The sequence below is a fragment of the Streptomyces sp. NPDC024017 genome, from assembly GCF_040638895.1.
Classification (GTDB): Bacteria; Actinomycetota; Actinomycetes; order Streptomycetales; family Streptomycetaceae; genus Streptomyces.
In genome coordinates this window covers 420,026-445,943 of record NZ_JBEZYZ010000005.1, presented here as the reverse complement: position 1 = coordinate 445,943, position 25,918 = coordinate 420,026, and the positions used below count along the sequence as shown (strand labels likewise).

General features: G+C 71.5%; 26 protein-coding genes and 1 pseudogene. 14 read left to right on the top strand and 13 right to left on the bottom strand.

What is annotated here, in order from left to right:
* Positions 1–51 precede the first annotated feature (51 nt).
* Positions 52–1,285 (top strand): annotated as a pseudogene (locus AB0G20_RS16300) (IS701 family transposase).
* A 313-nt stretch (positions 1,286–1,598) separates the two neighbouring features.
* On the top strand, positions 1,599–1,808 hold the full coding sequence (locus AB0G20_RS16295; protein ID WP_361302046.1) for a hypothetical protein: 210 nt from the start codon (positions 1,599–1,601) through the stop codon (positions 1,806–1,808).
* A gap of 270 nt (positions 1,809–2,078) precedes the next feature.
* Here the strand turns inward: AB0G20_RS16295 and AB0G20_RS16290 are convergent, their stop codons facing one another.
* From AB0G20_RS16290 to AB0G20_RS16245, 10 genes are all read right to left on the bottom strand, one after another.
* Entirely contained in the window at positions 2,079–3,344 is a 1,266-nt protein-coding gene (locus AB0G20_RS16290; protein WP_361302043.1) for a diacylglycerol kinase family protein, read from the bottom strand.
* A 217-nt stretch (positions 3,345–3,561) separates the two neighbouring features.
* Entirely contained in the window at positions 3,562–3,981 is a 420-nt protein-coding gene (locus tag AB0G20_RS16285) for a hypothetical protein (RefSeq protein WP_361302040.1), read from the bottom strand.
* Positions 3,982–4,142: 161 nt separating this feature from the next.
* Entirely contained in the window at positions 4,143–5,015 is an 873-nt protein-coding gene (locus tag AB0G20_RS16280) for a YhjD/YihY/BrkB family envelope integrity protein (RefSeq protein ID WP_361302037.1), read from the bottom strand.
* A 26-nt stretch (positions 5,016–5,041) separates the two neighbouring features.
* Positions 5,042–6,400, bottom strand: a complete 1,359-nt coding sequence (locus AB0G20_RS16275; RefSeq protein ID WP_361302034.1) for a hypothetical protein — start codon at positions 6,398–6,400, stop codon at positions 5,042–5,044.
* A gap of 45 nt (positions 6,401–6,445) precedes the next feature.
* Positions 6,446–7,111, bottom strand: coding sequence for a DUF308 domain-containing protein (locus AB0G20_RS16270; protein ID WP_361302031.1), 666 nt, complete (start codon positions 7,109–7,111; stop codon positions 6,446–6,448).
* A 162-nt stretch (positions 7,112–7,273) separates the two neighbouring features.
* Positions 7,274–7,471, bottom strand: a complete 198-nt coding sequence (locus AB0G20_RS16265; RefSeq protein ID WP_361302028.1) for a hypothetical protein — start codon at positions 7,469–7,471, stop codon at positions 7,274–7,276.
* A gap of 127 nt (positions 7,472–7,598) precedes the next feature.
* On the bottom strand, positions 7,599–8,117 hold the full coding sequence (locus AB0G20_RS16260; protein WP_361302025.1) for a hypothetical protein: 519 nt from the start codon (positions 8,115–8,117) through the stop codon (positions 7,599–7,601).
* A 91-nt stretch (positions 8,118–8,208) separates the two neighbouring features.
* A complete protein-coding gene (locus AB0G20_RS16255; RefSeq protein ID WP_361302022.1) occupies positions 8,209–10,878 on the bottom strand; it encodes a LuxR C-terminal-related transcriptional regulator in 2,670 nt (889 codons plus the stop codon).
* Positions 10,879–11,001: 123 nt separating this feature from the next.
* Positions 11,002–11,445, bottom strand: coding sequence for a hypothetical protein (locus tag AB0G20_RS16250; protein ID WP_361302019.1), 444 nt, complete (start codon positions 11,443–11,445; stop codon positions 11,002–11,004).
* Positions 11,442–11,903: an SHOCT domain-containing protein gene (locus AB0G20_RS16245; protein ID WP_361302016.1), complete on the bottom strand. Its 462-nt coding sequence runs from the start codon at positions 11,901–11,903 to the stop codon at positions 11,442–11,444. Before AB0G20_RS16245 ends, AB0G20_RS16250 begins: the two co-directional genes overlap by 4 nt.
* 215 nt (positions 11,904–12,118) lie before the next feature.
* On the opposite strand from AB0G20_RS16245, the gene AB0G20_RS16240 reads away from it, so the two are divergent.
* A complete protein-coding gene (locus AB0G20_RS16240; RefSeq protein ID WP_361302013.1) occupies positions 12,119–12,589 on the top strand; it encodes an Asp23/Gls24 family envelope stress response protein in 471 nt (156 codons plus the stop codon).
* Positions 12,590–12,866: 277 nt separating this feature from the next.
* Here AB0G20_RS16240 and AB0G20_RS16235 read toward each other — a convergent pair whose 3' ends face one another.
* Positions 12,867–13,895: a Ku protein gene (locus AB0G20_RS16235; RefSeq protein WP_361302436.1), complete on the bottom strand. Its 1,029-nt coding sequence runs from the start codon at positions 13,893–13,895 to the stop codon at positions 12,867–12,869.
* Positions 13,896–13,949: 54 nt separating this feature from the next.
* On the opposite strand from AB0G20_RS16235, the gene ligD reads away from it, so the two are divergent.
* Positions 13,950–14,831, top strand: coding sequence for a non-homologous end-joining DNA ligase (gene ligD / locus AB0G20_RS16230; protein WP_361302010.1), 882 nt, complete (start codon positions 13,950–13,952; stop codon positions 14,829–14,831).
* Positions 14,832–14,957: 126 nt separating this feature from the next.
* Here the strand turns inward: ligD and AB0G20_RS16225 are convergent, their stop codons facing one another.
* Positions 14,958–15,761, bottom strand: coding sequence for a nuclease-related domain-containing protein (locus tag AB0G20_RS16225; RefSeq protein WP_361302007.1), 804 nt, complete (start codon positions 15,759–15,761; stop codon positions 14,958–14,960).
* Positions 15,762–15,878: 117 nt separating this feature from the next.
* Between AB0G20_RS16225 and AB0G20_RS16220 the strand changes: the two genes are divergently transcribed.
* The 7 genes from AB0G20_RS16220 (at position 15,879) to AB0G20_RS16190 (ending at position 22,488) form a co-directional block, all read left to right on the top strand.
* A complete protein-coding gene (locus AB0G20_RS16220; protein ID WP_361302004.1) occupies positions 15,879–16,382 on the top strand; it encodes a dual specificity protein phosphatase family protein in 504 nt (167 codons plus the stop codon).
* A 156-nt stretch (positions 16,383–16,538) separates the two neighbouring features.
* Entirely contained in the window at positions 16,539–17,288 is a 750-nt protein-coding gene (locus tag AB0G20_RS16215) for a hypothetical protein (protein ID WP_361302001.1), read from the top strand.
* The gene (locus tag AB0G20_RS16210) at positions 17,285–18,532 is read left to right on the top strand and encodes an ATP-binding protein (RefSeq protein ID WP_361301998.1); all 1,248 of its coding nucleotides are present in this window, start codon (positions 17,285–17,287) and stop codon (positions 18,530–18,532) included. The genes AB0G20_RS16215 and AB0G20_RS16210 overlap by 4 nt, the downstream gene beginning before the upstream one ends.
* A 114-nt stretch (positions 18,533–18,646) precedes the next feature.
* The gene (locus tag AB0G20_RS16205) at positions 18,647–19,042 is read left to right on the top strand and encodes an SH3 domain-containing protein (protein WP_361301995.1); all 396 of its coding nucleotides are present in this window, start codon (positions 18,647–18,649) and stop codon (positions 19,040–19,042) included.
* 52 nt (positions 19,043–19,094) lie between these two features.
* Complete coding sequence (locus AB0G20_RS16200) at positions 19,095–20,459, top strand: FtsW/RodA/SpoVE family cell cycle protein (RefSeq protein WP_361301992.1); 1,365 nt, start codon at positions 19,095–19,097, stop codon at positions 20,457–20,459.
* A complete protein-coding gene (locus AB0G20_RS16195) occupies positions 20,456–21,916 on the top strand; it encodes a penicillin-binding transpeptidase domain-containing protein (RefSeq protein WP_361301989.1) in 1,461 nt (486 codons plus the stop codon). Before AB0G20_RS16200 ends, AB0G20_RS16195 begins: the two co-directional genes overlap by 4 nt.
* 62 nt (positions 21,917–21,978) lie before the next feature.
* Positions 21,979–22,488 (top strand): DUF3291 domain-containing protein, encoded by a 510-nt coding sequence (locus AB0G20_RS16190; RefSeq protein WP_361301986.1) that lies wholly within the window; start codon positions 21,979–21,981, stop codon positions 22,486–22,488.
* A gap of 7 nt (positions 22,489–22,495) precedes the next feature.
* On the opposite strand, the gene AB0G20_RS16185 is transcribed toward AB0G20_RS16190, so the two are convergent.
* Positions 22,496–23,608: a ferritin-like domain-containing protein gene (locus AB0G20_RS16185; protein WP_361301983.1), complete on the bottom strand. Its 1,113-nt coding sequence runs from the start codon at positions 23,606–23,608 to the stop codon at positions 22,496–22,498.
* A gap of 121 nt (positions 23,609–23,729) precedes the next feature.
* Between AB0G20_RS16185 and AB0G20_RS16180 the strand changes: the two genes are divergently transcribed.
* The 3 genes from AB0G20_RS16180 (at position 23,730) to AB0G20_RS16170 (ending at position 25,817) form a co-directional block, all read left to right on the top strand.
* Positions 23,730–24,668 carry a diiron oxygenase gene (locus tag AB0G20_RS16180; RefSeq protein ID WP_031108281.1) on the top strand — a complete coding sequence of 313 codons (939 nt, stop codon included), beginning with the start codon at positions 23,730–23,732 and terminating at the stop codon, positions 24,666–24,668.
* Positions 24,669–24,829: 161 nt separating this feature from the next.
* On the top strand, positions 24,830–25,483 hold the full coding sequence (locus AB0G20_RS16175) for a TetR/AcrR family transcriptional regulator (RefSeq protein WP_361301980.1): 654 nt from the start codon (positions 24,830–24,832) through the stop codon (positions 25,481–25,483).
* Between the two features lie 10 nt (positions 25,484–25,493).
* A complete protein-coding gene (locus AB0G20_RS16170; protein WP_361301977.1) occupies positions 25,494–25,817 on the top strand; it encodes a hypothetical protein in 324 nt (107 codons plus the stop codon).
* Positions 25,818–25,918: the final 101 nt, after the last annotated feature.

Sequence of the window (25,918 nt, the reverse complement as noted above, 5' to 3'; positions counted from 1 at the left end):
GCAGGTCACAGCGTAGACCCTGCCTGCCGGCAGGAGGCGTTCGAGGGCCTGATGAGCCGGATAGCGGGAGGGTTCACGCGGGTGGAATCCCGGTGCCGGGCCCGGAAGTTGGTACTCGGCATGTTGTCGGACCTGCCGCGCAAGAACTGCTGGACCATCGCCGAGTGGGCCGGGGACAGGGCCCCGGACGGCATGCAGCACCTGCTCGGGCGGGCCAAGTGGGACGCCGACCAGGTCCGCGACGACGCGGGTGACTACGTGGTGGAGCATCTGCACGACGACGAGGCGGTGCTGGCGGTCGACGAGACCGGCGACGTGAAGAAGGGCACCGACACTGTCGGTGTCCAGCGCCAGTACACCGGCACCGTCGGACGCGTCGAGAACAGCCAGGTAGCCGTTTACCTCGCCTACTCGACCCCGCGAGGGCACGCGGCGATCGACCGGGAACTCTATGTTCCGCGTTCCTGGACCTCCGACCCCGACCGCTGCCGGGCCGCCGGACTCGGTGACAAGACGGAGTTCGCGACCAAGACGGAACTGGCCGCTCGCATGGTCACCCGATTCCTCGACGCCGGCCACCGGGCCGCCTGGGTCGCGGGAGACGAGGTCTACGGCGGCAACCCGAGGCTGCGCGCCGCGCTGGAGGAACGCGGCACCGGCTACGTCCTAGCGGTGGCCTGCTCGCACGAAGTCACCACAGGCGCCGGGAAGTTCCGCGCGGACACGCTGGCCAGGAAGGTGCCCAAGAGGGCCTGGCAGAAGCTGTCCGCAGGGGTCGAGGCCAAGGGCCACCGCTTCTACGACTGGGCCGTCATCGACCTCACCGACCCCCGGCCCGGGAGCCAGCAGTTGCTGATCCGCCGCAACCGCAGCACCGGCGAACTCGCGTACTACCGCTGCTACTCGCCGGCCGCAGTGCCTCTGACCACCCTGGTGCGCGTCGCTATCAAGGTGGCGGGTCGAGGAGTTTTTCCAGCCCGGCAAGGGCTTGGCGGCCTTGGACGAGCACCAGGTCCGGCGCTACTCGTCCTAGTCCCGCTGGGCCACCCTGGCCATGCTTGCGCACGCCTTCCTCGCCGTCGTCCGCGCAAACGAACACGACCGTCATCCCTCACCCGACGAGCTGATACCGCTCACCTGCAACGAGATCCAACGACTGTTCATCACGCTCGTCATCCAACGCGTCTTTGACCCTGTCCACCGGCTTGGCTGGTCCGTCTGGCGACGCCGCCACCAGGCCCGATCCCAGACCAGCCACTACCGACGACAAGCCGCTCAAGCATGAAGATCACGATCTACGGCTGGAGTACTAGGCGCCTCCCCCCAAGTTGTTTCGGGACGAAGAAGTCGTAATGCACCCCTCATGGGGAAGGGATGTCCGGGCGTTTGCGTTCGTCGCAGAGGCGCGCAGCCACAGACGAGGGGGTGCAACTTGGCTGCGACTAGGGTTAGTTGACCTACTTCTCGGTAACTCGCTACCGTCTTCTTAGTATTGAGGGGCCCCACTCTGGCTTACCAGGGTGGGGCCCCTTTTTGTCCTCTTCTGCACAAGCAGGAGGGTGGGCGGGGGCGTCGCCGTCATCAGGAAGGGGTCCCCTATGAACTACCAGCATGACACGCCTGTCAACGCGAGCCAGAACGGCCAGGCCGGTCTCCAGGGACGCCCGGCTTCCACCCCCCGGCACATTCGCGTGTCCGTCGGCAAGCACTTCGACCTGTCCGTGTCTCTGTCGGTGTCGCCGGCCTTCCTCACGCTGCTAGCTGCGGCCGTCGGTGTCGCGGGCGGAAACTACTGGTTCCTGCTCTGACTGAACTGTGACTGAGCGCACGGCCTGGCGCAGGTATCGGCGCCAGGCCATGGACCATTCGTGGACGACGTGAGCCCGGCGGTCTGATTTTGGCTCTGTGACCACCACGTCTTCTGCTAGTCGAAGCGCCCTCCGGAGCCGTCTGCGCAGGTTCGAATCCTGCCGGGGGCACTTCCGGAATCGCTCCCGACCTGGGGTACAGGTCGGGAGTTTTTGCGTGCGGACAGTCCACCCCTCGGCTCCCGGTCCGTTTCGCCAGGCCGTCTCCGGTCAGGCGGGTGCCGGGTCCCGGTCGTCGGCCGGAGGCCGGCGGCCCAGGGCGAGTCGGGTGACGCGGGGCCAGTCGGCCGGTGGTCTGCCGTGCGGTACTCCCGGGCGGTGGCGCGGCACGTGGATGCGCAGCGCGCCGGGCGCGATGCGGCAGACCACCGGGGCCGGCAGCACCACGTACTCCCCGTCGATACCGGCCGGGACGGTGTCCGTGTCCGCTTCGACGACGACTTCCTCCGCGGTGAACCGTGTGAGGTTCGGGGAACGGGCACCACGCACCATCCGGGCCGCCTGTGCGGTGTTCTCGACGTGTACGCCGAGAACACCGAGCCGCCCCGAGTCCAGTCGTTCCCTGCGTCCGGGGTGGGGCGAGTCGACGGCTCGCCGGTAGGGGTTGTTGCTGACGAGCAGCGCCTGCAGACCCTCGACGTGCGCACCGGCGGAGCGCACCCGCAGCCGGGGGGCGTCGAGGCCGGTGAGGAGTCCGGGCAGCGTCTGCAGGGCCGTGCGCACTTTGTCGTCGCGGTAGGCGGGGTCGCTGACGACCGTCGCGTAGGTGCCGAAGGACGCGTTGTTGACGAAGACCCGGTCGGCGGCGAATCCGAGGTCGACACGGACTTCGACCCCGTCGGTGAGGGCGTCCAGGGCTGCCGCCGGGTCGTCGCGGTCGAGGCCGAGGTCGAGGGCGAAGTGGTTGCGGGTGCCGGCGGGGATCACCACGAAGGGCAGGCGGTACCGCGCCGCCACTTCCGCCACCAGGGCCTGGGTGCCGTCGCCGCCCGCCACGCCCAGCAGGTCGGCTCCCTCGGAGACGGCCTGCCGGGCGAGTTGGGCCACGTCCTGATGCCCGGCGCCGAGCAGGACGACACGGGCGCCCGCCGCGCCGGCCTTGTCCGCGAGGTGGTGGCGGTCCACCTTGCCGCCGCCGGAGCGCGGGTTCATGAGGATCCAGGGGTGACGCGGGTGCTCGGCCAGGGGCCTCTCCCGCAGGGGTGTGTGAGCCGGTGCCGAGGCGATGCGGGCCGCCGCCACGGCCAGCGCCCACAGGGCCAGGGAGAGCAGTGCCGTCCCCAGCATGCCCGCTGCGGCGTACAGCGCCAGGACCGTGGCCGGCGCGATCACGGACACGACCGCTCCCAGCACGCGCCCGGCGCCGGTGTGGGCCAGGGTCCACCACATCCCGGCCGCGGCGAGGGCCAGTCCGGCGACGCCGACCAGCACCCAGAGCACGCTGCGCAGACCGGCGACGGTGAGGGGCACGAGCACGCTCGCCAGGAGGGCCAGGAGTGCCAGGCGCGCCCAACCGGCACGGTGCCCTCCGGTGGTTGCCGGTGAACCCCGTGCCGGCCGGCTCCCGGTCGTGCCGCTTCGTCTCATCAGCCCTGTCCCTCCGGCGCCGGTACGGATCCTCAGGGCCGTGCCGGTGCGGGGCACGTCGTACGCCGGGTCGCCCGGAGCGGACGTCGTGCGGTGGGTGCGCGGACTACTCGAAGGACTCGTCCTTCCTCGCCACGCACAGGGCCCAGATGATGAACCCCGACGCGGCGATCATCACGATCGACCAGACCGGGTAGTACGGCAGGGAGAGGAAGTTGGCGATGATGATGAGTCCGGCGATGCCCACGCCGATGACGCGTGCCCATGCCGATGCCTGGAACAACCCCAGGCTGACGATCACGCCGACCACGCCGAGGGCGAGGTGGATCCAGCCCCAGCTGGTGAGGTCGAACGCGAAGGTGTAGTTCCTCGTCGTGACGAAGATGTCGTCCTCGGCGATCGCCGCGATGCCTCTCATGACGTCGAGGATCCCGACGATCATGAGCATGACGGCCGCGAAGACCGTCAGGCCCGTGGCCCATTCCTGCCTGGCTGTGTGCGTGCGTCCGGGGTGTGTGGCGGCCATCCTGGCTCCTCGTTTCGATGGTGTCCGGTGAGGGTCGTCCGGCCCGCCCGGGAAGGGCAGGGCGCAGACGAACGGCACAGACCGCATGCGTTCTCAGCGTGCCCACGGCAAGGCCCGGGCTGCCTCACCCGAGGCGGGTGAGGCGGGCGGCCGTGTGACCGTCACGGGTCTTCCCGCTCTTCCTGCGCGCGGTGGCGGTCGGCGACGGCCGTCCGGTACCAGGTGGAGGACGCGACCACCTCGCCGAGTGCGAGGCCCGAGACGGCCACCAGGAAGACGGCGATCAGCCAGGACAGGAAGGTGAAGACGGGGCCGAGGGGACCGAACTCCTCCAGGCTGCGCTGCGTGACCGTGGGCATGAACAGGCGGGCGGCCCAGCTCAGGACGACCGTGCCCGTTCCGGCCAGCACCGCCCCCGGCAGCAGACTGCGCCAGCCGGCCCTGCCGCCCAGCATCAGGTGCTGGGACCACCACCACAGCAGCGTCGCCGACAGCAGGGACAGCACGATCCCGGTCACGGGGCCGAGGCCGAAGCCCTTGCGCAGCGGTGCCTGGACCAGCAGGACGGCCAGCCAGACGAGCAGCCAGAGCAGCCAGCGCCAGGCCGCCGCCCACAGTGGGGCCCGGGGCAGATGCCAGCACCGCTCGCAGACCACCTGCAGCGCCCGGCTGAAGGCCGTGGCCGAGACGAGCGTGACGATCACGCCCACGGCGCCGACGGCCTCCCGTGTCGGTCCGGTGGCGGCGAACGCGCGGCGTACTTCCTCCAGCGTGTCGCCGCGGATCCCCAGAACCGCGCGGAGGGAGTCGGCGAGCAGGTCCTGCACTCCGCTCGGCGCGAACGCCGCCACCGTCATCAGCAGCGGGAGCGCGGTGAGGAAGGCCTGGGCGGCCAGCCGCACGGCGCTTTCGACGATGTTGACGGCCGACAACCGGGGCAGCAGCCGGGCCGCCGGGCCCGAGCGCAGACTCGCCGCGAGTCTCTCCGCCCTTGCCCGGTGGGAGCGCTGAGCGGGGACGGGCTTCCTGACCATGGCTCACGCAACCGGTCGGCCCGGTGTCACGGGACCGGTCGGCGCGGTTCACCGGCGCCCGCTGCCCGCTCCGGTCCCGCCGCGGCGGCGAGTACGGCCAGGACGGCCAGGACGGCGAGGGCCACGCCGAGGACGAGCGCCACCGCGCCGACCGTGGGGTGGTTCCAGAGCACGAGTGCCAGGGCGCCCGCGCCGAGGACGACTCCGGTGGTCCCCGCACGGTGGGTGTCCAGCCAATGTCCGGTGGAGCCCGTGCGGGCCCCGGCGCGGTGCAGCGCCCCTCCTGCGGCTCCGGCGCCCCGCTGGGCGAGCGACCGCACCCCGCGTGCCGCACGTCCGGGGCCGTACAGGTAGGCGGCCAGCCCTGTGATCACGGCCACGACGAGGAGGGTGCGGGTGCTGTCGCGCAGGAAGCGCACGAACGTGTCGTAGATCGCGGCGGCGGCGTCGGTGGGCAGGGTCGCCGGTGGGACCGCGTCGAGGTAGATCCTCCGTACGACGGCCAGCGCGACGAGCAGCAGCACCATCATCACGGCGACGCCGGTGGCCGTGACCATGAGCATCACCCGGTGTGCGGGAGCGGTCCACACGGCGAGGGCGGCGAGCACGACGGTCAGGACCGGCAGCCAGGTGCCGACGACGTCGAGGAGCCGCATCGCGTCCTGCGCCTTGGTGAGCTTCTCGGTCTCGAACAGCGTGACGGTGCGCTCGGCGTCCGGGATGGCGGACGCCTTGTCGAAGCCCGCGTCGACGAGGCGCTGCCGTACTTCGTCGACCAGCGCTCCGAGGTCCAGCTGGATGGTGCCGTCCGTGGCGCGAACGGCGCCCTCGCGCTCTCCGGTGAGCATGTTCATCACAGCGCCGTGGGCTCGCCGGTTGGCGCCCTCCCACGCCTGCTGGAAGGCGTCGCCGGTGACCACGCGGGTGATGACGGTCTCCGCGGCCGTCCTGACCGCGGAGCTCAGCGGACCGTCGAGCGCTGCGGCCCCCTCCACGACGCGCGGTCGGGCTCCGTTGTCCGCGAGTGTCTCGGAGAGCGCGGTCGTCACCGCCTCGACGTCCACGTTCTCCACCACACGGTTGGTCAGCCGGTCGATCACGACGTCCTGGACGGCCGGGTCCGACGACAGCGAGGTGACGGTCTGCACGTACCGGTCGGTGTCGGAGACCTGGTCGTCCACCCAGGCCGCGGCCACGGCGAGGGGGGCGAGCAGGAGGGCCGCCATCAGGAGGACGGAGGCGCCCGCATGGCGCAGACGCCGGTGGCGTACCTTCGCCGCGCCGCGCAGGCGCTCGTACTCCGCGCGTTCCGTGGGCGTCAGGTGGCGGCCGCTGTCCGGGGTTCCGCCCGAGTGGGAGGGTCCGGAGGCGTTGTTCGGGACCATGGGTGCTCCTTGCCTCGAACCCCCTGGCTGCGTACGGGCGCGGACTCAGGGTGTCTCGTCGGGTCCGTGCGGTGCCGGGGCACGTGTTCTGCGGAGTGCGGCTCGCCACGCGAAGGCGGTCGCCATCTCGACCAGGCCGAGCAGGACGAGCCACAGGCCGAGCAACCGGGTCAGCGCGCGGGCCGATTCGGCCGGCAGGGCGAGCACGACGATCCCCGCGACGATGCCGAGCAGCGCGGCGGCGAGGACGAAGCCGCGGTGCGGCATGTCCCGGCCGGCGAGGGCGGTGTGGAGGGTGACCACGCCGGACACCAGCCAGACGACGCCGACGATCAGCGAGAGCGCGGCGATGGTCTGCAACGGGTTCCGCAGGCACAGGACCCCGGCGAGGACGTACAGCACCGCGAGCAGCAGCCCGGCGAACCGTTCACCGTGCTCGTCCCTGGAGAAGGACGAGACGAAGCGGAACATCCCGGTCACGAGCAGGTACAGGCCGATGAGGACGGCCAGTACGTGCAGGGTCTCGTCCGGCCAGACCAGGACCAGGACGCCCGGCACGAGCGTGGCGATCGCGGCCCCCATGATCCACGTCCACGAACGCCCGAGGACCGCCAGAACCCGCGCGGGGTCGTCGGCCGCCGGGCCGAGGGCCGTTCCGCCGGACAGGGGCTCCGGCCCGGTGGGCGGTGCCGAACCATGCGGCATGGTCATGGCTCCTCCTGTTCTTCGGGTCGCTCCCGGGACCCCGGAGTGGGACGGCCGCTGGGCGATCAGCGTCGCGCGCACGGCCGGTTAGCGGGTCACCCGCGGCGGGTGACCTGTCCGCTGTTGCGGGGCGGTGGGTCCGGTGCCGTCCGTCTCTCGCCGGACGAGTCACTCCGGCACCTGACGCATCTCCACGACCCGCAGCCCCAGCGACTGGCAGCGGGCCAGCAGCCCGTAGAGGTGTGCCTCGTCGACGACCGGCCCGAACAGGACGGTCTGACCGGACATCATCACGTGGTCCAGCTCCGGGAATGCTTTGGACAGCGTCTCCGACAGGTGTCCGTCGACGCGGATCTCGTAGTGCATGAGCTGCTCTCCCCCCGGCTGCCTGGGGCAGGCGGACGGCGCCTTCCCTGCGATCCTCCGCCGCCGGGCACCGCCCGCCCTCACCCGGTACAGGTGATACGCCGCACCGCGGGACGGACGGCCTGCGTCAGTGGGTCAAGACGATCTTGAAGAGGATGATCAGCAGACCGAGGAACAGGTTGACCGACGCGGAGGCGGCCATCAGGCGCCGGGAGGCGCCGGCCCGCCGTGCCGCGGCCACCGACCATCCCACCTGTCCGGCCACGGCGACGGACAGGGCGAGCCAGAGGGCCCCCTCCACATCGAGGCCCAGCAGTGGACTGACGGCCACGGCTGCGGCCGGCGGGACGGCTGCCTTGACGATCGGCCACTCGTCCCGGCACACGTGCAGTACGGTGCCGCGGTCCAGGGTCCGCTGTGCCATGCGCGCGCCGAACAACTGGGCGTGCACGTGCGCGATCCAGAACACGACGCCCGTCAGCAACAGCAGCAGCACCAGTTCCGCGCGGGGGAACGAGCCCAGGTCGCCGGCGCCGATGATCACCGATGCGGCGAGCATCGAGCCGTAGACGCCGCCCGTGTAGTCCATGTGGGTCCGGCGTTCGGCCTTGCGTGCCCGGAGTGTGTCCCGTTCGGTCCGGTGCATCGCGGCTTCCTCCCGGCGGCGCATGATCCCTCACTGCCCGCCGTGGTCGAGTTGCTCATCGCCCCGCCCCGTGGCCTCGCGTGAAAGGGGGTCACAGCAGCCGCAGTTCCCGTGCGCGGCGCACGGCGTCGTTGCGCCGGTTCACCGCGAGCTTGCGGTAGATGCTCTTGAGGTGGGTTTTCACGGTGTTCACGGACACGTAGAGGTCGGCGGCGATCTCCTCGGTGGACATCATCTGGCCCAGCCGCCGCAGGACGTCGCACTCGCGTGCGCTCAGCTCCTCGACGACGAGCGCCGGTTCCCTGATCGCCGTGGCCGGCCGGGGAACGGGGCTGTCCACGAGCCGGCCCCCGGCCGGGGCGCGCAGCGGGTCCGCGCCGAGCAGCGGGCGGATCCAGGGCCCGGTTTCCAGGAACGGCCGGCGCAACCGCTCGCGCCGGGCGTCCAGGAGCGCCTCGGAGACGAGGCGGCGGGCGGTCGTGCGGTCCCCTGCCCGGTGGGCGGCCTCGGCTCGGACCAGGGTGGCCCGGACGGTCACCGCCGGGCCGGGCCGGTCACCGCCCGGCATGCCGTCGAGCATGTCCAGCGCCTCGTCGCGGTGCCCCGCCGCCAGCCGCGCCCGTGCCGCCTGGACCGTGCAGGCCGACCGGTGGTGTGCCGCGTGTCGCAGGACCCTCTCGGCCGTCTCCGGGCTGCCCTGGGACAGGTGGGCGGCGGAGGCGACCAGCGCCGTGTGGTCTTCCGCCCAGGGCGAGGTCACGGCCGCGGGGACGGAGGAGTTCGCCGTCTGCAGCGCGCCTCGGGTGTCTCCCCTGGCCAGTTGCAGGCGCCCTTCGGCGATGGTCCTGCTCGCCTGCATCACCGGGTCTTCGAGGACGGCGGGCGAGGCGGTCACGTCCTCCAGCAGGGCCTGCGCCTCGTGGAGTTCGTCGCGTTCGACCAGCACGGCGGCCAGGACGAGCCGGCCGATGCCGGAGCCCGACCGCCGGGGCAGGCCGTAGCGTTCCGCCTCGCTCGCCGCCTCCCGGGCCCGGTGCTCCGCCCGGCCCGGCCAGCCCTGCAAGTAGTCGATCAGCGCCAGGTGGCCGAGGCACTCCACGCGGGGAAGCGCCATCGGGGCTCCGCCGCGGTGCCCGGCGACCGTCGAGAGGACCACGCGTGCGTCCTCGAAACGACCGGCCCACAGACGGGCGCAGCCGAGATGGGTGAGCAGGAGGGCGGTGAGCTCGGGATGCCGGTCCAGGAGGTGGGCCGGCACCACCTGCCGGAGGGCCTGTGCCGTCTCGGCTGCCTTCTCCGCCCGGCCCGGAGAACCCGTCAGCCGTGCCGCAAGAGCCTCCAGCAGGGCGCAGCTCAGCCGGGCGGCGGCCGGGTCGGGCCCGCCTCCGCCGAGGATCTCCTCGGCATGATGCAGGTGGTGCAGACCGTGTTCGAGGTCGTGGTGAGCCAGCTCTCGGGCCGCGCGGACGAGGTCGGCGGCCGGTCCCGTGGTCTCGGGGCTCATCCGCGCGAACAGGTCGCACAGGTCCTCGCTGCGCAGGCCGGTGAACAACTGCCCGATCGCCAGGTCGTCGACGACGGCGCCGGCGGTGAACTCCCAGTCGTCCGCGGCGGCCCCCTGGGCGAGCGCCTCGGGCAGGGCTCCTGAACGCCGCAGCCACAGCGCGGCCCGGCGGCGCAGTTCGGGCTCCAGCCCGGGAACGCGCTCGCGCAGATGGGCGCGGAGGATCTCCGCGAACAGGGGATGCAGCCGGTACCACGAGCGGCCGAGGTACTGGACGAAGGCGTTCTCGCGGTGCAACGCGGCCAGGACCGGTTCGGCATCGGTCCGGAGCGTCAGGGCGTTGACCAGATCGGGGCAGAACCGCTCCAGGACACTGATGCGCAGCAGCAGGTCCTGCGTGTCGGGCTTCTGCAGGTCGAGCACCTCGGCCAGCAGGAAGTCGGCCACGGCACTGCGGCTGGCTTCGAACTGCTTGACGTACCTCTGGGGATCCGTGCTCTGCCGGGCGGCCAGGGCGCACAGTCTCAGGCCCGCGGCCCACCCCTGGGTACGCGCGACCAGGGCGTGCACGGCGCTTGCGGGCAGCCGAAGACCGTGGAGGGCCAGGAGTTTCGCGGCCTCCTCCCGCGTGAAGGAGAGCTCGGCGTCGCGGATCTCCGTCATCTCGCCCGACGCCCGGTACCGGTGCATCGGCAGCAGGGGATCGGTGCGGGTGATGAGCACCAGGCGCATTCCCTGTCCCGCGTGGTGCAGGACGAAGTGCAGTTGCCCGGCGATCTCGGGGTCGGTCACGCGATCGTAGTCGTCGAGCACGAGGACCACGGGGCGGTCGCGGCCGTCGAGCTCGGCGGCCAGGCGGGCCAGCATCCCGCGGTCTACGTGGCTCGCCTCTGCCGGGGAGCCGACCTCCTCCGGCACCGGTACGCCGGCTACGCGCAGCGCCTGGAGCGCATACGCCCAGAAGAGCCCGGGAGCCCAGTCGTCCGCGTCGACGGTGAGCCATGCGACCGGGGTCTCCAGGTCCGCGGCCCAGTCGGCGACCAGGAGGGTCTTGCCCGCTCCCGACGACCCGTTGACCATGGTCAGGCTGGTCAGCAACGCCCGGTCGAGGTGCCTGACCAGCCGCTCGCGACGCAGGAACGTGGCGGGTGTGGTCGGCAGAGCGAAACGGGCTCGGAGGAGCGGGGCACCGGAGGGATCGAGCATTTCCGGCCCCGGCGGGTCCGGGTCCTGATCACGATCTTCGGTCACGGCCATGATGCTCACGACCTCTGTCCGTCCAGGCTGCGGGCAGGACTTCCCTTGCCAGCATCCCAGCCTCCGCGCACCCGCGCGCGCCGACCGCCGGCGGGTGAGCACGTCCGCGCCCCGGCCGCGTTCTCACATGTCCCGCGGACTCTCGAACGGGACGAAGGCGTCGTCCTTCCTCATCACGCACAGGGCCCAGATGATGAACCCCGAGATGGTGATCATCACGATCGACCAGACCGGGTAGTACGGCAGGGAGAGGAAGTTGGCGATGATGACGAGGCCGGCGATGCCCACGCCGACGACGCGAGCCCATGTCGACGCCATGAACAGCCCGAAGCTGACGACGAAGGCGAGCACGCCCAGGACGAGGTGGATCCAGCCCCAGGCGGTGAGGTCGAACGCGAAGACGTAGTTCCGCGTCGAGACGAAGATGTCGTCGTCGGCGATCTCCGCGATGCCGCGCATGATGTCGAGAATGCCGCCGATCATGAGCATGATGGCCGCGAAGACGGTCACGCCGGTGGCCCATTCCCGCATGGACGTACGGGCGCCTCCCGGGTGCGTGGTGGTCATGCCTGTCCCCTCGTTCCCAGGTCGTCCGGTGAGGGGTGGCCGCCGGCCAGGACCAGTTCCTTCGCCCTGCGGAACTCCTCGTCCGTGATGTCGCCGCGGGCGCGGATCTCGGACAGCCTGGCGAGGTCGTCGACGCTGCCGGCCCGCTTGTCGCCGCCCTTCGCCGTGTCCCGGACGTAGCTCTCGAACGCCTCCTGCTGGGCGCGCGCCTGTGCCACTTCGCGGCTGCCCATGTTCTTGCCGCGGGCGATCACGTAGATGAACACGCCGAGGAACGGCAGGACGCAGACGAACACCAGCCAGCCGGCCTTGGCCCAGCCGCTCAGGGAGTCGTCGCGGAAGATGTCGACGACGATCCGGAAGAGCAGGACGAACCACATGATCCACAGGAAGATCCAGAACACCGTCCAGAAGGCACTCAACAGCGGAAAGTCGTAGGCGAGGTACTGCGCGCTCATGTCCGTCCTCCATCCGGGCGCGGTCGGCGCGGGGCGGCCCCGGCCGATGACGCGTGCCGCTTTCAGCGTGCCCACGGCAAGACGGGGAGGGCCTCACCCGGGAAGGGTGAAGCGCGAAGAGGGCGAATCACCACTTTCGCCCCATACGCACCATTGTTCTACCGTGGAGAGGAACGACGCTGCTCACCCCCTCACCGATCATCGAGGTGACGGTCATGACGGAGACCACTCAGCGCACGAACACAACGGGCAGGCAGGACGGGGCGACATCGCAGGGCGGCAAGGGTGCTCCCGGCACCCGCGGGAGCACCGCCATCGCGGACACGGTCGTCGCGAAGATCGCGGGCATGGCGGCCCGGGAGATCCCCGAGGTGTACACCCTCGGCGGAGGAATGACCAGGGCCTTCGGGGCCGTGCGTCAGCGGGTGCCGGGCGGGGGCGGCGGCGTCACCCAGGGGGTCAAGGTGGAGGTCGGCGAGCGCCAGGCCGCCGTTGATCTCGATGTGGTCGTCGAGTACGGCGCCGCCATCGTCGACACCGCGGCGGACATCCGGACCAACGTCGTCAACGCGGTGGAGCGGATGACCGGCCTGGAGGTCGTGGAGGTCAACATCGCCGTCGGCGACGTCCATCTGCCGGACGAGGAGGAGGAAGAGTCCGGGCCGGAGGAGAGGCGGGTGGCCTGACCTGAGGGCCCGCATCAGCAGACCTCCGGGACCGCCCCGGGACCGCACGGCACGCGGGCGTGCCCGCCGTGACCGCCGTGCGGTGCGGTGCGGTCAGGATCGGCACGGCGGTCCCAGTGGTCGCCGTGCAGACGGGACGGCACGGTCACGTCTGACGATCGCGTCTGACGGTCGCGTCTGACGGTTCCGGGCGGGGCAGTCCGTGCACGCCGAGGACCGGTTCGCGGCGCGCCGGGGTGCCGTGGAATGCGGGGGCCCACGGCCGAGCCGAGGCGGATCAGGCCGAGCGCTTGCGGGACGCCGACTTCTTCGCGGTCGTCTTCTTCGCGGTGCTCTTCGACGCCGTCTTCTTGGCCGACCCCTGGCCCGACTTGGCCGTCGACTTCTTCGCGGCCGTGGTCTTCTTGGCGGCCGTCTTCTTCGTGGTGGACGTCGACTTCTTGCCGCCGGTCTGCTTGGGGGCCGCGCGGGCCGTCTTGCGCTGCGGGAGCGACTTCACCTCGGCGTGCTCGGCCTCCTCGCCCCGGGACTCGCGAGCAGCGCGGACGCTGCTCTCCAGGGCCGCCATCAGGTCCAGGACCTTGCCGCCCGCGGCGGGTTCCGGGGCCTGGGGCGGGGCCTCGCCGGCGGCCTTCGCGGCGATGACCTCCTCCACGGCCTCGCGGTACTCGTCGTGCAGGTCCTCCAGGTCGACCTCGCCCAGGGTGTCCATCAGGGCGTCCGCCAGGTCCAGTTCCTGGTCACGGACGGTGACGTCGGTGTCGGGGGCCAGGCCCTCGGGGGCACGGACCTCGTCCGGCCACAGCAGGCCGTGCATGGCGATGGCCTCGCCGACGACCCTGAGCATGCCCAGGCGCTCACGTCCCCGCAGGGCGAACTTCGCGATCGCCACCTTGTTGCTGCGCTTCAGCGCCTCGCGCAGCAGGGTGTACGGCTTCGCGGCCGGGGCGCCACTGGCCTGGAGGTAGTACGCCGCGTCCATCTGGAGCGGATCGATCCGGTCGGCCGGGACGAAGGCGACGATCTCGATCGTCTTGGCCGTCGGGAGCGGCAGGCTGGACAGGTCCTCCTCGGTGATCGGGATGATCGTGCCGTCCGCGTCCTCGTACCCCTTGCCGATCTCCCCCTGGGTGACCTCGCGGTCCTCCAGTTCACAGAACTTGCGGTAGCGGATGCGGCCGCCGTCCTCGGTGTGGATCTGGCGGAAGGAGATCGAGTGGCTCTCGGTGGCGTTCACCAGCTTGATCGGAATGCTGACCAGGCCGAACGAGATGGCGCCGTTCCATATGGATCTCACGTGCAGCACCCTTCCGGTCACGCTCGGGAGTGTTCGTCACGGTTTGCGTGGGATTCTTATCGTATGGCGCCTATCACAGAGGTGGAGGGGCGACGGCTCGCTCTCAGCAATCTGGAGAAGGTGCTGTATCCCGCCACCGGCTTCACCAAGGGCGAGGTGCTGCACTACTACGCCACCGTCGCCGAGGTCCTGCTGCCCCATCTGCGTGATCGGGCGGTGTCCTTCCTGCGGTATCCGGACGGGCCGGACGGGCAGGTGTTCTTCACGAAGAACGTGCCGCCGGGTACGCCCGAGTGGGTCACCACCGCCGAGGTGCCACGGGTCGAGGGGCCCTCGCGGATGGTGCTGGTGCAGGATCTGCCGAGCCTGATGTGGTCGGCGAACCTCGTGACCGAGTTCCACACCCATCAGTGGCTCGTCGGTACGCCGGACGAGGCCGACCGGATCGTGTTCGACCTCGATCCGGGGGCCCCGGCGAGCATCGTGCAGTGCTGCGAGGTCGCGCTGTGGCTGCGGGAACGGCTCGCACGCGACGGCATCGAGGCCTACGCCAAGACCTCCGGCTCGAAGGGGCTGCATCTGCTCGCCGCCGTGCGCGGGGCGTCCTCCGAGCGGGTGTCCGAGTACGCCAAGGCACTCGCCGTCGAGGCCGAGAAGGCCATGCCCCGGCTCGCACTCCACCGGATGACCAGGAGCCTGCGTCCGGGAAAGGTCTTCGTCGACTGGAGCCAGAACGCCGCCCGCAAGACGACGGCGACCCCCTACACCCTCCGGGCCCGCCCGGAACCGACCGTCTCGGCCCCGGTGACCTGGGAGGAGATCGAGGAGTGCCGCACGCCTGAACGGCTGGACCTCCATGCCGCCGACATAGCCCCGAGGATCCAGGACTACGGCGACCTGCTCGCTCCGCTCCTGGACACGAAGGGGGCCGGGACCCTGCCGTAGCCGGACCTGCCGTAGCCGGACCCGCCGCAGCCGGACGGCCGACGGAGTGCGAGTCGGGCGGCGCGTGTGCTCCGGCCCCGGGACGCCCTCAAGCCGCCCGGACGCCCCCCGTACACCCCGCCCCCTTCACACCCGCGCCCACGTGTTCCGGTCGCGGGCCATCGCGTGCAGGGCCTCCACGTCTGCCGGTTTCAGGACTGCGCCCCGTTGGGACAGGCCTTCCACCTCCGCGGACGTCAGGACGTTGACCCCGCGTGGGGCGGTCGGGATCGAGAGGGCCGCCGGGTCCACCAGGGCGAGCACCGGGCGGACCTCTGCCGTGAGGGCGTAGGAGGCGCGGTCGGCGTCGCCGCGGAGGCGGCGGAGGAGGGGCTGGGGGTCACGGCGGCCCAGGGTGACCATGGGGTCGGCGATCAGGACACGCTGCTTGCGGGCGTGGAGGCTGTGGACGGCGTAGAGGCCGCCGGGACCGATCAGCAGGTGGTGGATGCGGTCGCCGCCGGGGAGCGGCACGGAGTGCAGGGCGTGCCAGCCGGCGCTGTCGAGGCGGTCCAGGGCGTCGCCGACCGTCTGCTCGGCGGCCAGGGCCCTGCGGCGCGGGTCGGGGCGCAGCCGGTGGGTGGGGCCGGGGTCGCGGTCGAGGGCGACGATGAGGGCCTCCCCGGGGCGGTTGGGGGCCAGGTCGTCGTCGGGGTGGAGGGTGAGGCGGGCCAGTTCGGCGGGGGTCGGCACCAGGGGCGGCCCCACCGTCACGGAGCCGGTGATGAAGGGCCCGAGGGCCCGCAGGACGTCGTCCTCGCGGTCCTCGCCGAGCAGGTTCACCCGGGCCGACTCACGGTCGTACCAGGCGATGTTCCTGCCGTCCGGGAGGCAGACGTACAGCCGCTCCCGGCCGTGCCGCCAGGTCGGTATGACGCGCAGTCCGTTCATGCACCATCACCCCGTTCCATGGGAACAGGCGGGGTGCTGCGGGGGCAAGAACCCGGTTACCTTTGAGGAGTTGGGCCTGCCCGCGGACCCTCGGGCGGTAGTGGTGGGGAGGCGCCGTTGCGTACCCGCAGTAAACCCGACGTGCCCGCTCCGGAGAGTCCGTGGAACGAGGTCGTCCCCGGGCTCTGGATGGGCGGTCACGAGTACACGGGGGCCATGGGCCATCCGGAGTTCGCCGTCGTACGGGACGAGTTCGAGCTCGTGCAGACATTGCTGCGGCTGCCGGGCCACGGGCCCGATCCCGGGGTCCGGCACCATGTGTGGCCGATCCCCGACGGGCCGCTGGACGGGACGCAGCTCGCCGGGGTGATACGGCTGGCCGAGGCCGCGTGCGAGGCCATGGACGAGGGCCGCAGGGTCCTCGTCCGCTGTTACCACGGGTACAACCGCTCCGGTCTCGTCATCGCGCACGCGCTGATGCGCCAGGGCAGCTCCGCCGAGGCGGCGATCCGGCTGATCCGGGCCCGCCGCTCGCCCTGGGCGCTGCACAACGACCTGTTCGTCGAGTACCTGCGGGCCGGGCTGGCCACGGCCCGGCTGCTGGAGGAGCTCACCGAGTAGCACGGCACACCCACGACTGCACGCCCACGGCTGCACACCTACGACCGCACACTTACGGCCGCCCTCTCGCGCAAATGGGACTTCCCTACGAATAAGGTGTACGCGGCCGACGGTCGCGTCCGCCCGTGTGATCGCCCACGAACCGCCAGGAGTGCAGTGCCCCTCAGCCGCCCCGGACAGGCCGCCCGTCGCCTCGCCGTCGTCGCCCTGCTGCTGGCCGCCGCCGTGGGCTGCGGGGACGCCGGCGGGCTGGAGGGCGCGGGGTCGACCCCGACGGCGGAGGGGCCAGCCCGGCTCTGGCCGGAGCTGACCCCGGCGTCGAGCCCGGCGTTCGAGATCGGCGAGGTGAACACCGAGGTGGTCAAGGGGGTGAAGGTGCCCGGCGACGACATCCGCCGGGTGGATCCGGTCAAGATCGTCCGGGCCGAGATCGCCGGGAGCCCGGGCGACTACGACGGCGACAAGGCGCCCTACCGCGACACGAAGCGCAGGATGGCCGACTGCGCGAAGGGCCCGGGGCACGGAAAGTGCCCGGTGCTCAGGCCGTACTACCGGGACCTGACCGGCGACGGGCGCGACGACCTGACGCTGGGCTTCCCCCTGCTGCCCGGCAAGACGACCGCGGTCCGTGTCTACACCGTCGAGAAGGACCGGCTGGTGCAGGTGATGGCGTGGGAGGACGCGCTGAGCGGCGTCGAGCTGGCCGGACGTTCCCTGGTCATCCGCTCGCCGTCGGAGGTCGCGGGCTACGAGTACCGCCTGCAGTGGACCTGGGACCGGGACCAGCGGGCCATGCTCCTCACACACGACGAGATGCTGCGCACGGGTCCGCGCCAGCACTCCCGGCAGCCGTCGGCCTCCCCCGACGGCTCCCCGTCCGGCTCCTCCTCGGCGGGTGGCGGATGAGACCGGCGCTCCCCCTGTGGACCGGAACGCTCGCCGCGAAGGCCGCCGCGTTCATCACGGTGATGTGCTGCGCGCTGGCGGCTCTGCTCGGCGTCCTGGTGCATGTGCAGGTGACGAACCAGACCGTGGGACAGGCTCGTGACCAGGCGCTGCAGCGGCTGACGCAGGCGACGGAGCGGTACGAGGCCGGGGACACGCTCCGGCGGGGCGCCGGGGTGGATCCGCCGGAGCTGCCCGGGGAGCTGCGGGAGCTGGCGGTGGCCGGGGACCGCGGCACGATGGTCGCCGACCGCGCGGGACGCCCCACGATGTGGGCGGCGGGTCCCGTCGACGGCGAGCGGGCGCTGGCCGTGGCGGTCGACTACTCGCAGCAGGCCCGCACGATCGAGGGCCTCGACCGGGCGATCGTGTGGTCGTCGGGCCTGGCGATCGGGGCGACGCTGCTGGTCGGGGCGTTCGCGGTGACGCGGGTGACCCGGCGGCTGCACACCACGGCGCTGGTGGCCCGGCGGATCAGCGCGGGCGATCTGGACGCGCGCGTGAACGACCCCCGCACGGGGCCGCGCACGAAGGCCAGCCCGCAGGACGAGGTGGCCGCGGTCGCGTCCGCGCTGGACTCCATGGCGGCCTCGCTCCAGGGCAAGCTGCTGGCCGAGCAGCGGTTCACGGCGGATGTCGCGCACGAGCTGCGCACGCCGCTGACCGGGCTGCACGCGGCGGCGGAACTGCTGCCGCCGGGCCGTCCGACGGAACTGGTCCGCGACCGGGTGGCGGCGCTGCGCACCCTCACCGAGGACCTGCTGGAGATCTCCCGGCTGGACACCGGCAGGGAGCGGCTGGAGCTGGACATCGAGCAGTTGGGGCCGCTGGCCGAGCGAGCGGTGCGGGCGGCGGGGGACGGCACGGAGGTCAGGGTCGTACGGGATGCGTCCGTGGAGACGGACCGGCGGCGGCTGGAGCGGGTGCTGGGCAATCTCGTGGCGAACGCGCACAAGCACGGGCGGGGGCCCGTGGTGTTGACCGTGGACGGTCCGGTGGTGACCGTCCGCGACCACGGGGACGGGTTTCCCGAGTACCTGGTCGCGCACGGGCCGCAGCGGTTCCGCACGGAGGGCGGTACGCGGGGGCACGGGCTGGGGCTGACCATCGCGCGGGGGCAGGCCGAGGTGCTGGGAGCCCGGCTGGAGTTCGCGAACGCGCCGGAGGGCGGGGCGGTGGCCACCCTGAACCTCACGGCGGAGTGAGAGCCCGGGACACGTCCTCCTATGGCCCAGCGTGAGGGGCGGCACCCCCTGGGCGCTCCTAATGTGGCGATTAGTCAGCTTCTGTACGTTCGCCACCACATGGAGGTAACCCCCATGTCCCTGCGCACCCGTCTCTCCATAGCCACCGTCGCCGGGCTCCTCGCCGCCGCGGCCGCCGTCACGCCCGCCGCCGCCGCGCACGACGACTGGGACCCGACGGGCGGCAACGGAAACGGCAACGGAAACGGCAACGGAAACCACCAGAACCAAGACCAGGACCTCTACGAGGGTGTCGTCACGGCGGACACGCTGGCGCTGCGCAGCGCCCCGAACCGCGGTTCGCAGATCATCCGGTTCGCCCACCGGGGCGACGTCGTCCGGATCTTCTGCAAGACGGGCGGCGAGACCGTGCAGGGCAATCCGCTCTGGTACCTGCTGACGGACGGCACCTGGGCCTGGGGCGCGGCCCGGTACATCGACAACATCGGCCCCGCGCCACGCTGGTGCTGACACTCGGTCACCCAAAGGCACACAAGACGCACTGTTTGGGTAGGTTCCGGACATGAGCAAGGCCGGAATCACCGTGGCGACGGCGGACCCGCCCACGCCCGCCGTCCGCCGCCTCCCCCGGCGCCGCGGCATCGAACTCGCCCTCATCGTGCTGGCCGTCCTGCTGTCGGTGTACGGCTACTGCGCCGTGGGCCTCGCCCGGCACGGAGCGCTCCCGCCCGGCGCCGCCGGCTACGGCGCCGGCCTCGGCGTACTGGCGCTGCTGGCCCATCTGGCGGTACGCCTGCGGGCCCGGTACGCCGACCCCCTGCTGCTCCCGATCGGAGTGCTGCTCAACGGGCTGGGCCTGGTGCTGATCTACCGGCTCGACCTGGAGACCCCGGGCGACCGGGCGGCACCGGCCCAACTGGTGTGGTCGACGCTGGGCGTGGCGCTGTTCATCCTGGTCGTCCTGCTGCTGCGTGACCACCGGGTGCTCCAGCGCTACACGTACGTCTGTGTGGTCGCGGCCCTGGTCCTGCTCACGCTGCCGATCCTGTTCCCGGCGGTGAACGGGGCCCGCATCTGGATCCGGATCGCCGGGTTCTCCATCCAGCCGGGCGAGTTCGCGAAGGTGCTGCTGGCGGTGTTCTTCGCCGCGTACCTGGCGGCGAACCGCAACGCCCTCGCCTACACCGGCCGCCGCATCTGGAAGCTCCAGCTCCCCACCGGCCGCGTCCTCGGCCCGATCGTCGCCGTCTGGCTGGTGAGCGTGGGCGTGCTGATCCTGGAACGCGACCTCGGCACCTCGCTGCTGTTCTTCGGCCTGTTCGTGGTCCTCCTCTACGTCGCCACCGGCCGCACCGGCTGGATCGCGGTCGGCCTGCTGCTGGCCGCGCTGGGCGCGGTCGCCGTGGGCCGGCTGGAGCCGCACGTGCACAGCAGGATCGAGACCTGGCTGCACCCCTTCGCCTCCATCGAGGCGGGCGAGGGCGCGAACCAGCTCGCCCAGTCGCTGTTCGCCTTCGCGGAGGGCGGCATGCTCGGCACGGGCCTAGGACTCGGCCACTCGGTCCTCATCGGCTTCGCCGTGAAGTCGGACTTCATCCTGGCCACCGCGGGCGAGGAACTCGGCCTGGCCGGCCTGTCCGCGATCTTCCTCCTCTACGGCCTGCTGGTGGAGCGCGGCTTTCGGGCGGGCCTCGCGCAGCGCGAGCCGTTCGGCCGGCTGCTGGCGGTCGGCCTCGCCTCGCTGGTAGCGCTCCAGGTGTTCGTGATCGCGGGCGGGGTGACCGGCCTGATCCCGCTGACCGGCATGGCGATGCCGTTCCTGGCGCAGGGCGGCTCGTCGGTGGTCACCAACTGGGCGATCGTGGCGCTGCTGGTCCGGGTGAGCGACTCGGCCCGGCGGAGTTACGACGGGCAGGACACCCGGTGACCCGGCACATCCGGCACGCCGGATACTTCTGCGCCCTGCTGCTGGTGGCCCTGCTGCTGAACGCCGCCCGCGTGCAGGTCGTCCAGGCACCGGCGTACGACCGCAACCCGGCCAACCGGCGCCCCGACATCACGCGCTACGAGCAGCCCCGCGGGGACATCCTGGTCGGCGGGCGGCCCGTCACCGGCTCCAAGGACACCCGCGAGCACCTCCGCTACGAACGGACCTACACCGACGGCCCGTTGTACTCCCCGGTCACCGGCTTCGCCTCCCAGCTGTACGGGACGACGCTCCTGGAGAGCGCCGAGGACGGCGTGCTGTCCGGGGCGGATCCGATGCTCGCGCCGTTCCCGTTGTGGAACGACTTCACGCGTGCGCGCAACGCCGGTGGAGACGTCGTCACGACACTGCACCCGGCAGCACAGGAGGCCGCGTACAAGGGACTCGCGGGCCGCAAGGGCGCGGTGGCGGCGCTGGAGCCGTCGACCGGCCGGATCCTGGCCCTGGTGTCCGCCCCGTCCTACGACCCCCAGCCGCTGTCCGGCAACGGCTCGGCGGCGGCCCGGGCCTGGACGCGGCTCAACGGGGACAAGGACCGCCCGATGCTCAACCGGGCGGTGCGGCAGACGTATCCGCCGGGCTCGACCTTCAAGGTCGTCACCGCGGCCGCCGCGCTGGACGCCGGTGTGGTCACGGACCTGGAGGCGCCGACCGGCTCCCCCGACCCCTACCGGCTGCCCGGGACGCGGACGCGCCTGACCAACGCGTCGAAGGGCTGCAAGGACGCCTCCGTGCGCGAGGCCTTCACCCTCTCCTGCAACACGGTGTTCGCCAAGCTCGGTGTGGAGGTGGGCGTGACCGACATGACGGCCACGGCGCACGCGTTCGGCTTCAACAACGGGGAGCTGAGGATCCCCTTCCCGGTGGCCCGGTCCACCTTCGACACCACCCTGGACAAGGCACAGCTGGCGCTGTCGTCGATCGGTCAGTACAACACCCGCGCCACACCGCTGCAGATGGCGATGGTCGCCGCGGCCGTGGCCAACGGCGGGCAGGTGCGGGACCCCTACCTGGTGGAGCGCACGACCCGGCCGGGCGGCAGCACCCTCGCTACAGCCGGCTCGCGGGCGATCCGCCAGGCGATGTACCCGTCCACCGCCGTCCGGCTGCGGGCGATGATGCGGGACGTGGTCGAGAACGGCGGCGGACGCAGAGCCGCCATCCGCGGCGCCAAGGTCGGCGGCAAGACCGGCACCGCCCAGCACGGCCTCGGCAACTCCGGGACGCCGTACGCCTGGTTCGTCTCCTGGGCGCAGGGTGAGCGCGACCTGGCGGCGCGCGTGGCGGTCGCGGTCGTCGTGGAGGACGCGGAGGCGCAGCGCAGGGACATCAGCGGAGGCGGTGACGCGGCGCCGATCGCGCGGGCGGTGATGGAGGCGGTCCTCAAGTCCCGGTGAGGGTTGCCCAGTTGGTGAGACGGGACTACCACCTCGAAAACTCCCGACCTAACGTTCGGTACATGACTGAGCCTGCTGCCGCGTACGAACTCGCCGAGGTCAACATCGCCCGTCTCAAGGCACCGCTGGACTCCCCGCAACTGAAGGACTTCGTCGACAACCTGGACCCGGTGAACGCCGACGCCGACGCGGCCGACGGTTTCGTCTGGCGCCTGCAGGGCGACACCGGCAACGCCACGGACGTGTCCGTCTTCGGCGACTCCTGGCTGATCCTCAACATGTCGGTGTGGCGCGACGCCGACTCGCTGACGGCGTACATGTACCAGGGCAGGCACCGGGAGATGCTCGCCCGCCGCCGGGAGTGGTTCGAACGCATCGAGGAGGCCATGGTCGCCCTGTGGTGGGTGCCGGCGGGCCACCGCCCCACGGTCGCGGAGGCGGAGTCCCGCCTCCTCCACATCCGCACCCACGGCCCGACCCCGTACGCCTTCACGCTGCGGACCCAGTTCCCGCCCCAGGGCGCGGCACCGCTGCTCGGCGAAGTGCCGGAGGGGCTGGGCTGCGCACTCTGACGGGCGCTCACTCCACGGCCCGCCGCCCCGCGTCGATCGCCCCCTGCACCTCGGCGACCCGCTCCTTCTCCTCCGCCGCGAAGCGCTCGGCGTCGAGTCGCTCGGCGATCTCCTCGTCCTCGGACATCAGCAGGTCCAGGCTGGAGTCGCCCATCTCCAGGACGCCCATGTCGACGTAGGCCTGCTGGAGGCGTTCGCCCCACAGGCCGATGTCCTTGACGCAGGGGACGATGCGGCTGAAGAGGAGCTTGCGGAACAGGGTGAGGAACTCGGACTGCTCGCTGCACTCCTCCGCCTCGGCCTTCGGGATGCCGAAGTTCTCCAGGACCTCCACGCCCCGCAGCCGGTCGCGCATGAGGTAGCAGCCCTCGATGACGAACTCCTCGCGCTCCCTCAACTCGGCGTCCGTGAGCTGCCGGTAGTAGTCGCGCAGGGCCATCCGCCCGAAGGCCACGTGCCGGGCCTCGTCCTGCATGACGTACGCGAGGATCTGCTTCGGCAGCGGCTTGTCCGTCGTGTCCCTGATCATGCCGAAGGCGGCCAGTGCGAGGCCCTCGATCAGCACCTGCATGCCCAGGTACGGCATGTCCCAGCGCGCGTCGCGCAGCGTGTCGTCCAGCAGGGACTGGAGGTTGTCGTTGATCGGGTACAGCAGCCCGATCTTCTCGTGCAGGAAGCGGCCGTAGATCTCGGCGTGCCGGGCCTCGTCCATGGTCTGGGTCGCGGAGTAGAACTTCGCGTCCAGGTCGGGGACCGACTCCACGATCCGCGCGGCGCAGATCATCGCGCCCTGCTCGCCGTGCAGGAACTGGCTGAACTGCCAGGAGGCGTAGTGCCGGCGCAGGTCGGCCTTGTCCTTGTCCGTCAGCTTCGCCCAGTGCCTGGTCCCGTAGAGGGACATCGCCTCATCGGGGGTCCCGAGCGGATCGTACGGATCCACCTCCAACTCCCAGTCGATGCGTTTCCGGCCGTCCCACTGCTTGTCCTTGCCCTTCTGGTAGAGGGCCAGGAGGCGGTCGCGCCCGTCGTCGTACTCCCAGGTGAAACGGGCCGCGCCGCTCGCCGGCACCTGCCGGACGGGCTCTTCCGGTTCCTCGGTGTACAGGTCGAAGGTCGGCATGCCCGCAGGCTCACAGAAGGTAGACACCGGGTCAACAAGTAGCGCGCAGGGGATTGACGAGCTTGCTGACAGGCAGTCTCATAAGAGAAACAGTGACGTGTGCACAACGAGGTGGGCAGCCATGACGACCCTGACGGAAGCCGACGCGCTCGACGGCCTGCGCGATGCCCTCGGCCTGCTGAAGGACCGGGAGCAGGTGGCCCAGCGGCTGCTCGACTCCTCCGCCAAGCATTCCTTCGACCCGGACAAGGAACTGGACTGGGACGCGCCCTTCGAGGAGGGCAAGTGGTTCTGGCCGCCGGAGCTGGTGTCGCTCTACGACACCCCGCTGTGGAAGCGGATGGGCGAGGAGCAGCGGATCCTGCTCTCCCAGCACGAGGCGGCGGCCCTGGCGTCCCTGGGCATCTGGTTCGAGATCATCCTGATGCAGCTGCTGGTGCGGCACATCTACGACAAGGCGGCCACGAGCGCGCACGTCCGCTACGCGCTCACCGAGATCGAGGACGAGTGCCGCCACTCCAAGATGTTCGCCCGCCTGATCTCCCACGGCGACACGCCCTGGTACCCGGTCAGCCGCGCCCACCAGCACCTGGGCCGCCTGTTCAAGACCATCTCCACCACGCCGGGTTCCTTCACGGCGACCCTGCTGGGTGAGGAGGTCCTGGACTGGATGCAGCGGCTGACGTTCCCCGACGAGCGCGTCCAGACCCTGGTCCGCGGCGTCACCCGCATCCACGTCGTGGAGGAGGCCCGCCACGTCCGCTACGCCCGCGAGGAACTCCGCCGCCAGATGGTGACGGCCCCCAAGTGGTCCCAGGAGTTCACCCGCGTCACCTCCGGCGAGTTCGCCCGCGTCTTCTCGGTGGCCTTCGTCAACCCCGACGTCTACACGAACGTCGGCCTGGACAAGCGAGAGGCCCTCGCCCAGGTACGGGCGAGCGGACACCGCCGGGAGGTCATGCAGAACGGCTCCAAGCGCCTGACCGACTTCCTCGACGACATCGGGGTGCTGCGGGGAGTCGGACGACGCCTGTGGAAGTCGTCGGGGCTGCTGGCGTAGGGGGAGGATCAGGCGCCCCACTCGGTGGATCCGGGTGGGGCGTCGCGGCGTCACTGGACGAACACCCCCCGACACGGCCCCGACCCACCACCCGGCGCCGGGCGCAGGCCCGCATCCCCACCGCTACGCAGCCCTCCGGCCCCCCGATTACGCTTCGAGGCATGACACCAGCCGCCCCCACCCCCGCCTACCGGCGACTCAGCGTCGAGGAACGCCGCAGTCAGCTGCTCACCTCCGCGCTGACCCTCTTCGCCCACCGCGCCCCGGAGGAGGTGTCCCTCGACGACGTGGCGGAGGCGGCCGGGGTTTCGCGGCCCCTGGTGTACCGCTACTTCCCGGGCGGCAAGCAGCAGCTCTACGAGGCCGCCCTGCGCTCCGCCGCCGACGAGCTCCAGCACTGCTTCGACGAACCCCGCGAGGGCCCCCTCCTCCCCCGCCTGTCCCGCGCCCTCGACCGCTACCTCACCTTCGTCGACCAGCACGACGCCGGGTTCAGCGCCCTCCTCCAGGGCGGCAGCGTCGTCGAGACGTCCCGCACCACCGCCATCGTCGACGGCGTACGCCGTGCCGCCGCCGAGCACATCGTCCGGCACCTGGAGGTCACCGAGCCGGGGCGGCGCCTGCGCATGACCATCCGCATGTGGATCACCGCCGTGGAGGCGTCGTCGCTCATCTGGCTCGACGAGGACAAGCAGCCCCCCGCCGAGGAGCTCCGCGACTGGCTCGTCGAGCAGTTCGTGGCGATGCTGACGGTGACCGCCCGCCGCGACCCGCAGACCGACGCCCTGGTCCAGGCGCTCGCCGAGGATGTCTGACACTGATCCCGTGAAGAGCGAAGACACCCCCTTCGAGGGCGGCCCCATGGACGGCAGAGTCCTGCCCGTCCTCGTCGGCATCACCGGCCACCCGCCCAAGACGTACCGCATCCCCGTCCCGGACCCCGACGGCGGACCGGACACCGTACTCGTCTACCGCCGCGTCCCCCGGGGACCGGGCAAGGTCGGCCTGACCAACCGCTGGAAGTACGAGTACGCCCCGGAGGGCGTCCCGCCCCGCCGGCTCAACTGGCCCTGGTCGAAGCCGGACGTCACGCCCCGCGACAATCCAGACGCCACGCCGCCCGGCAAGCCGGACGACGCCGACGGGTGACCCCGTTGCGCCGAACCGCGCACACTCACCGCGCGCACCGCACGCCCACGCCTGATCCTCACGGTGTCCGGCGGCACCACGCCGCCCCCGCAACGGAGGTG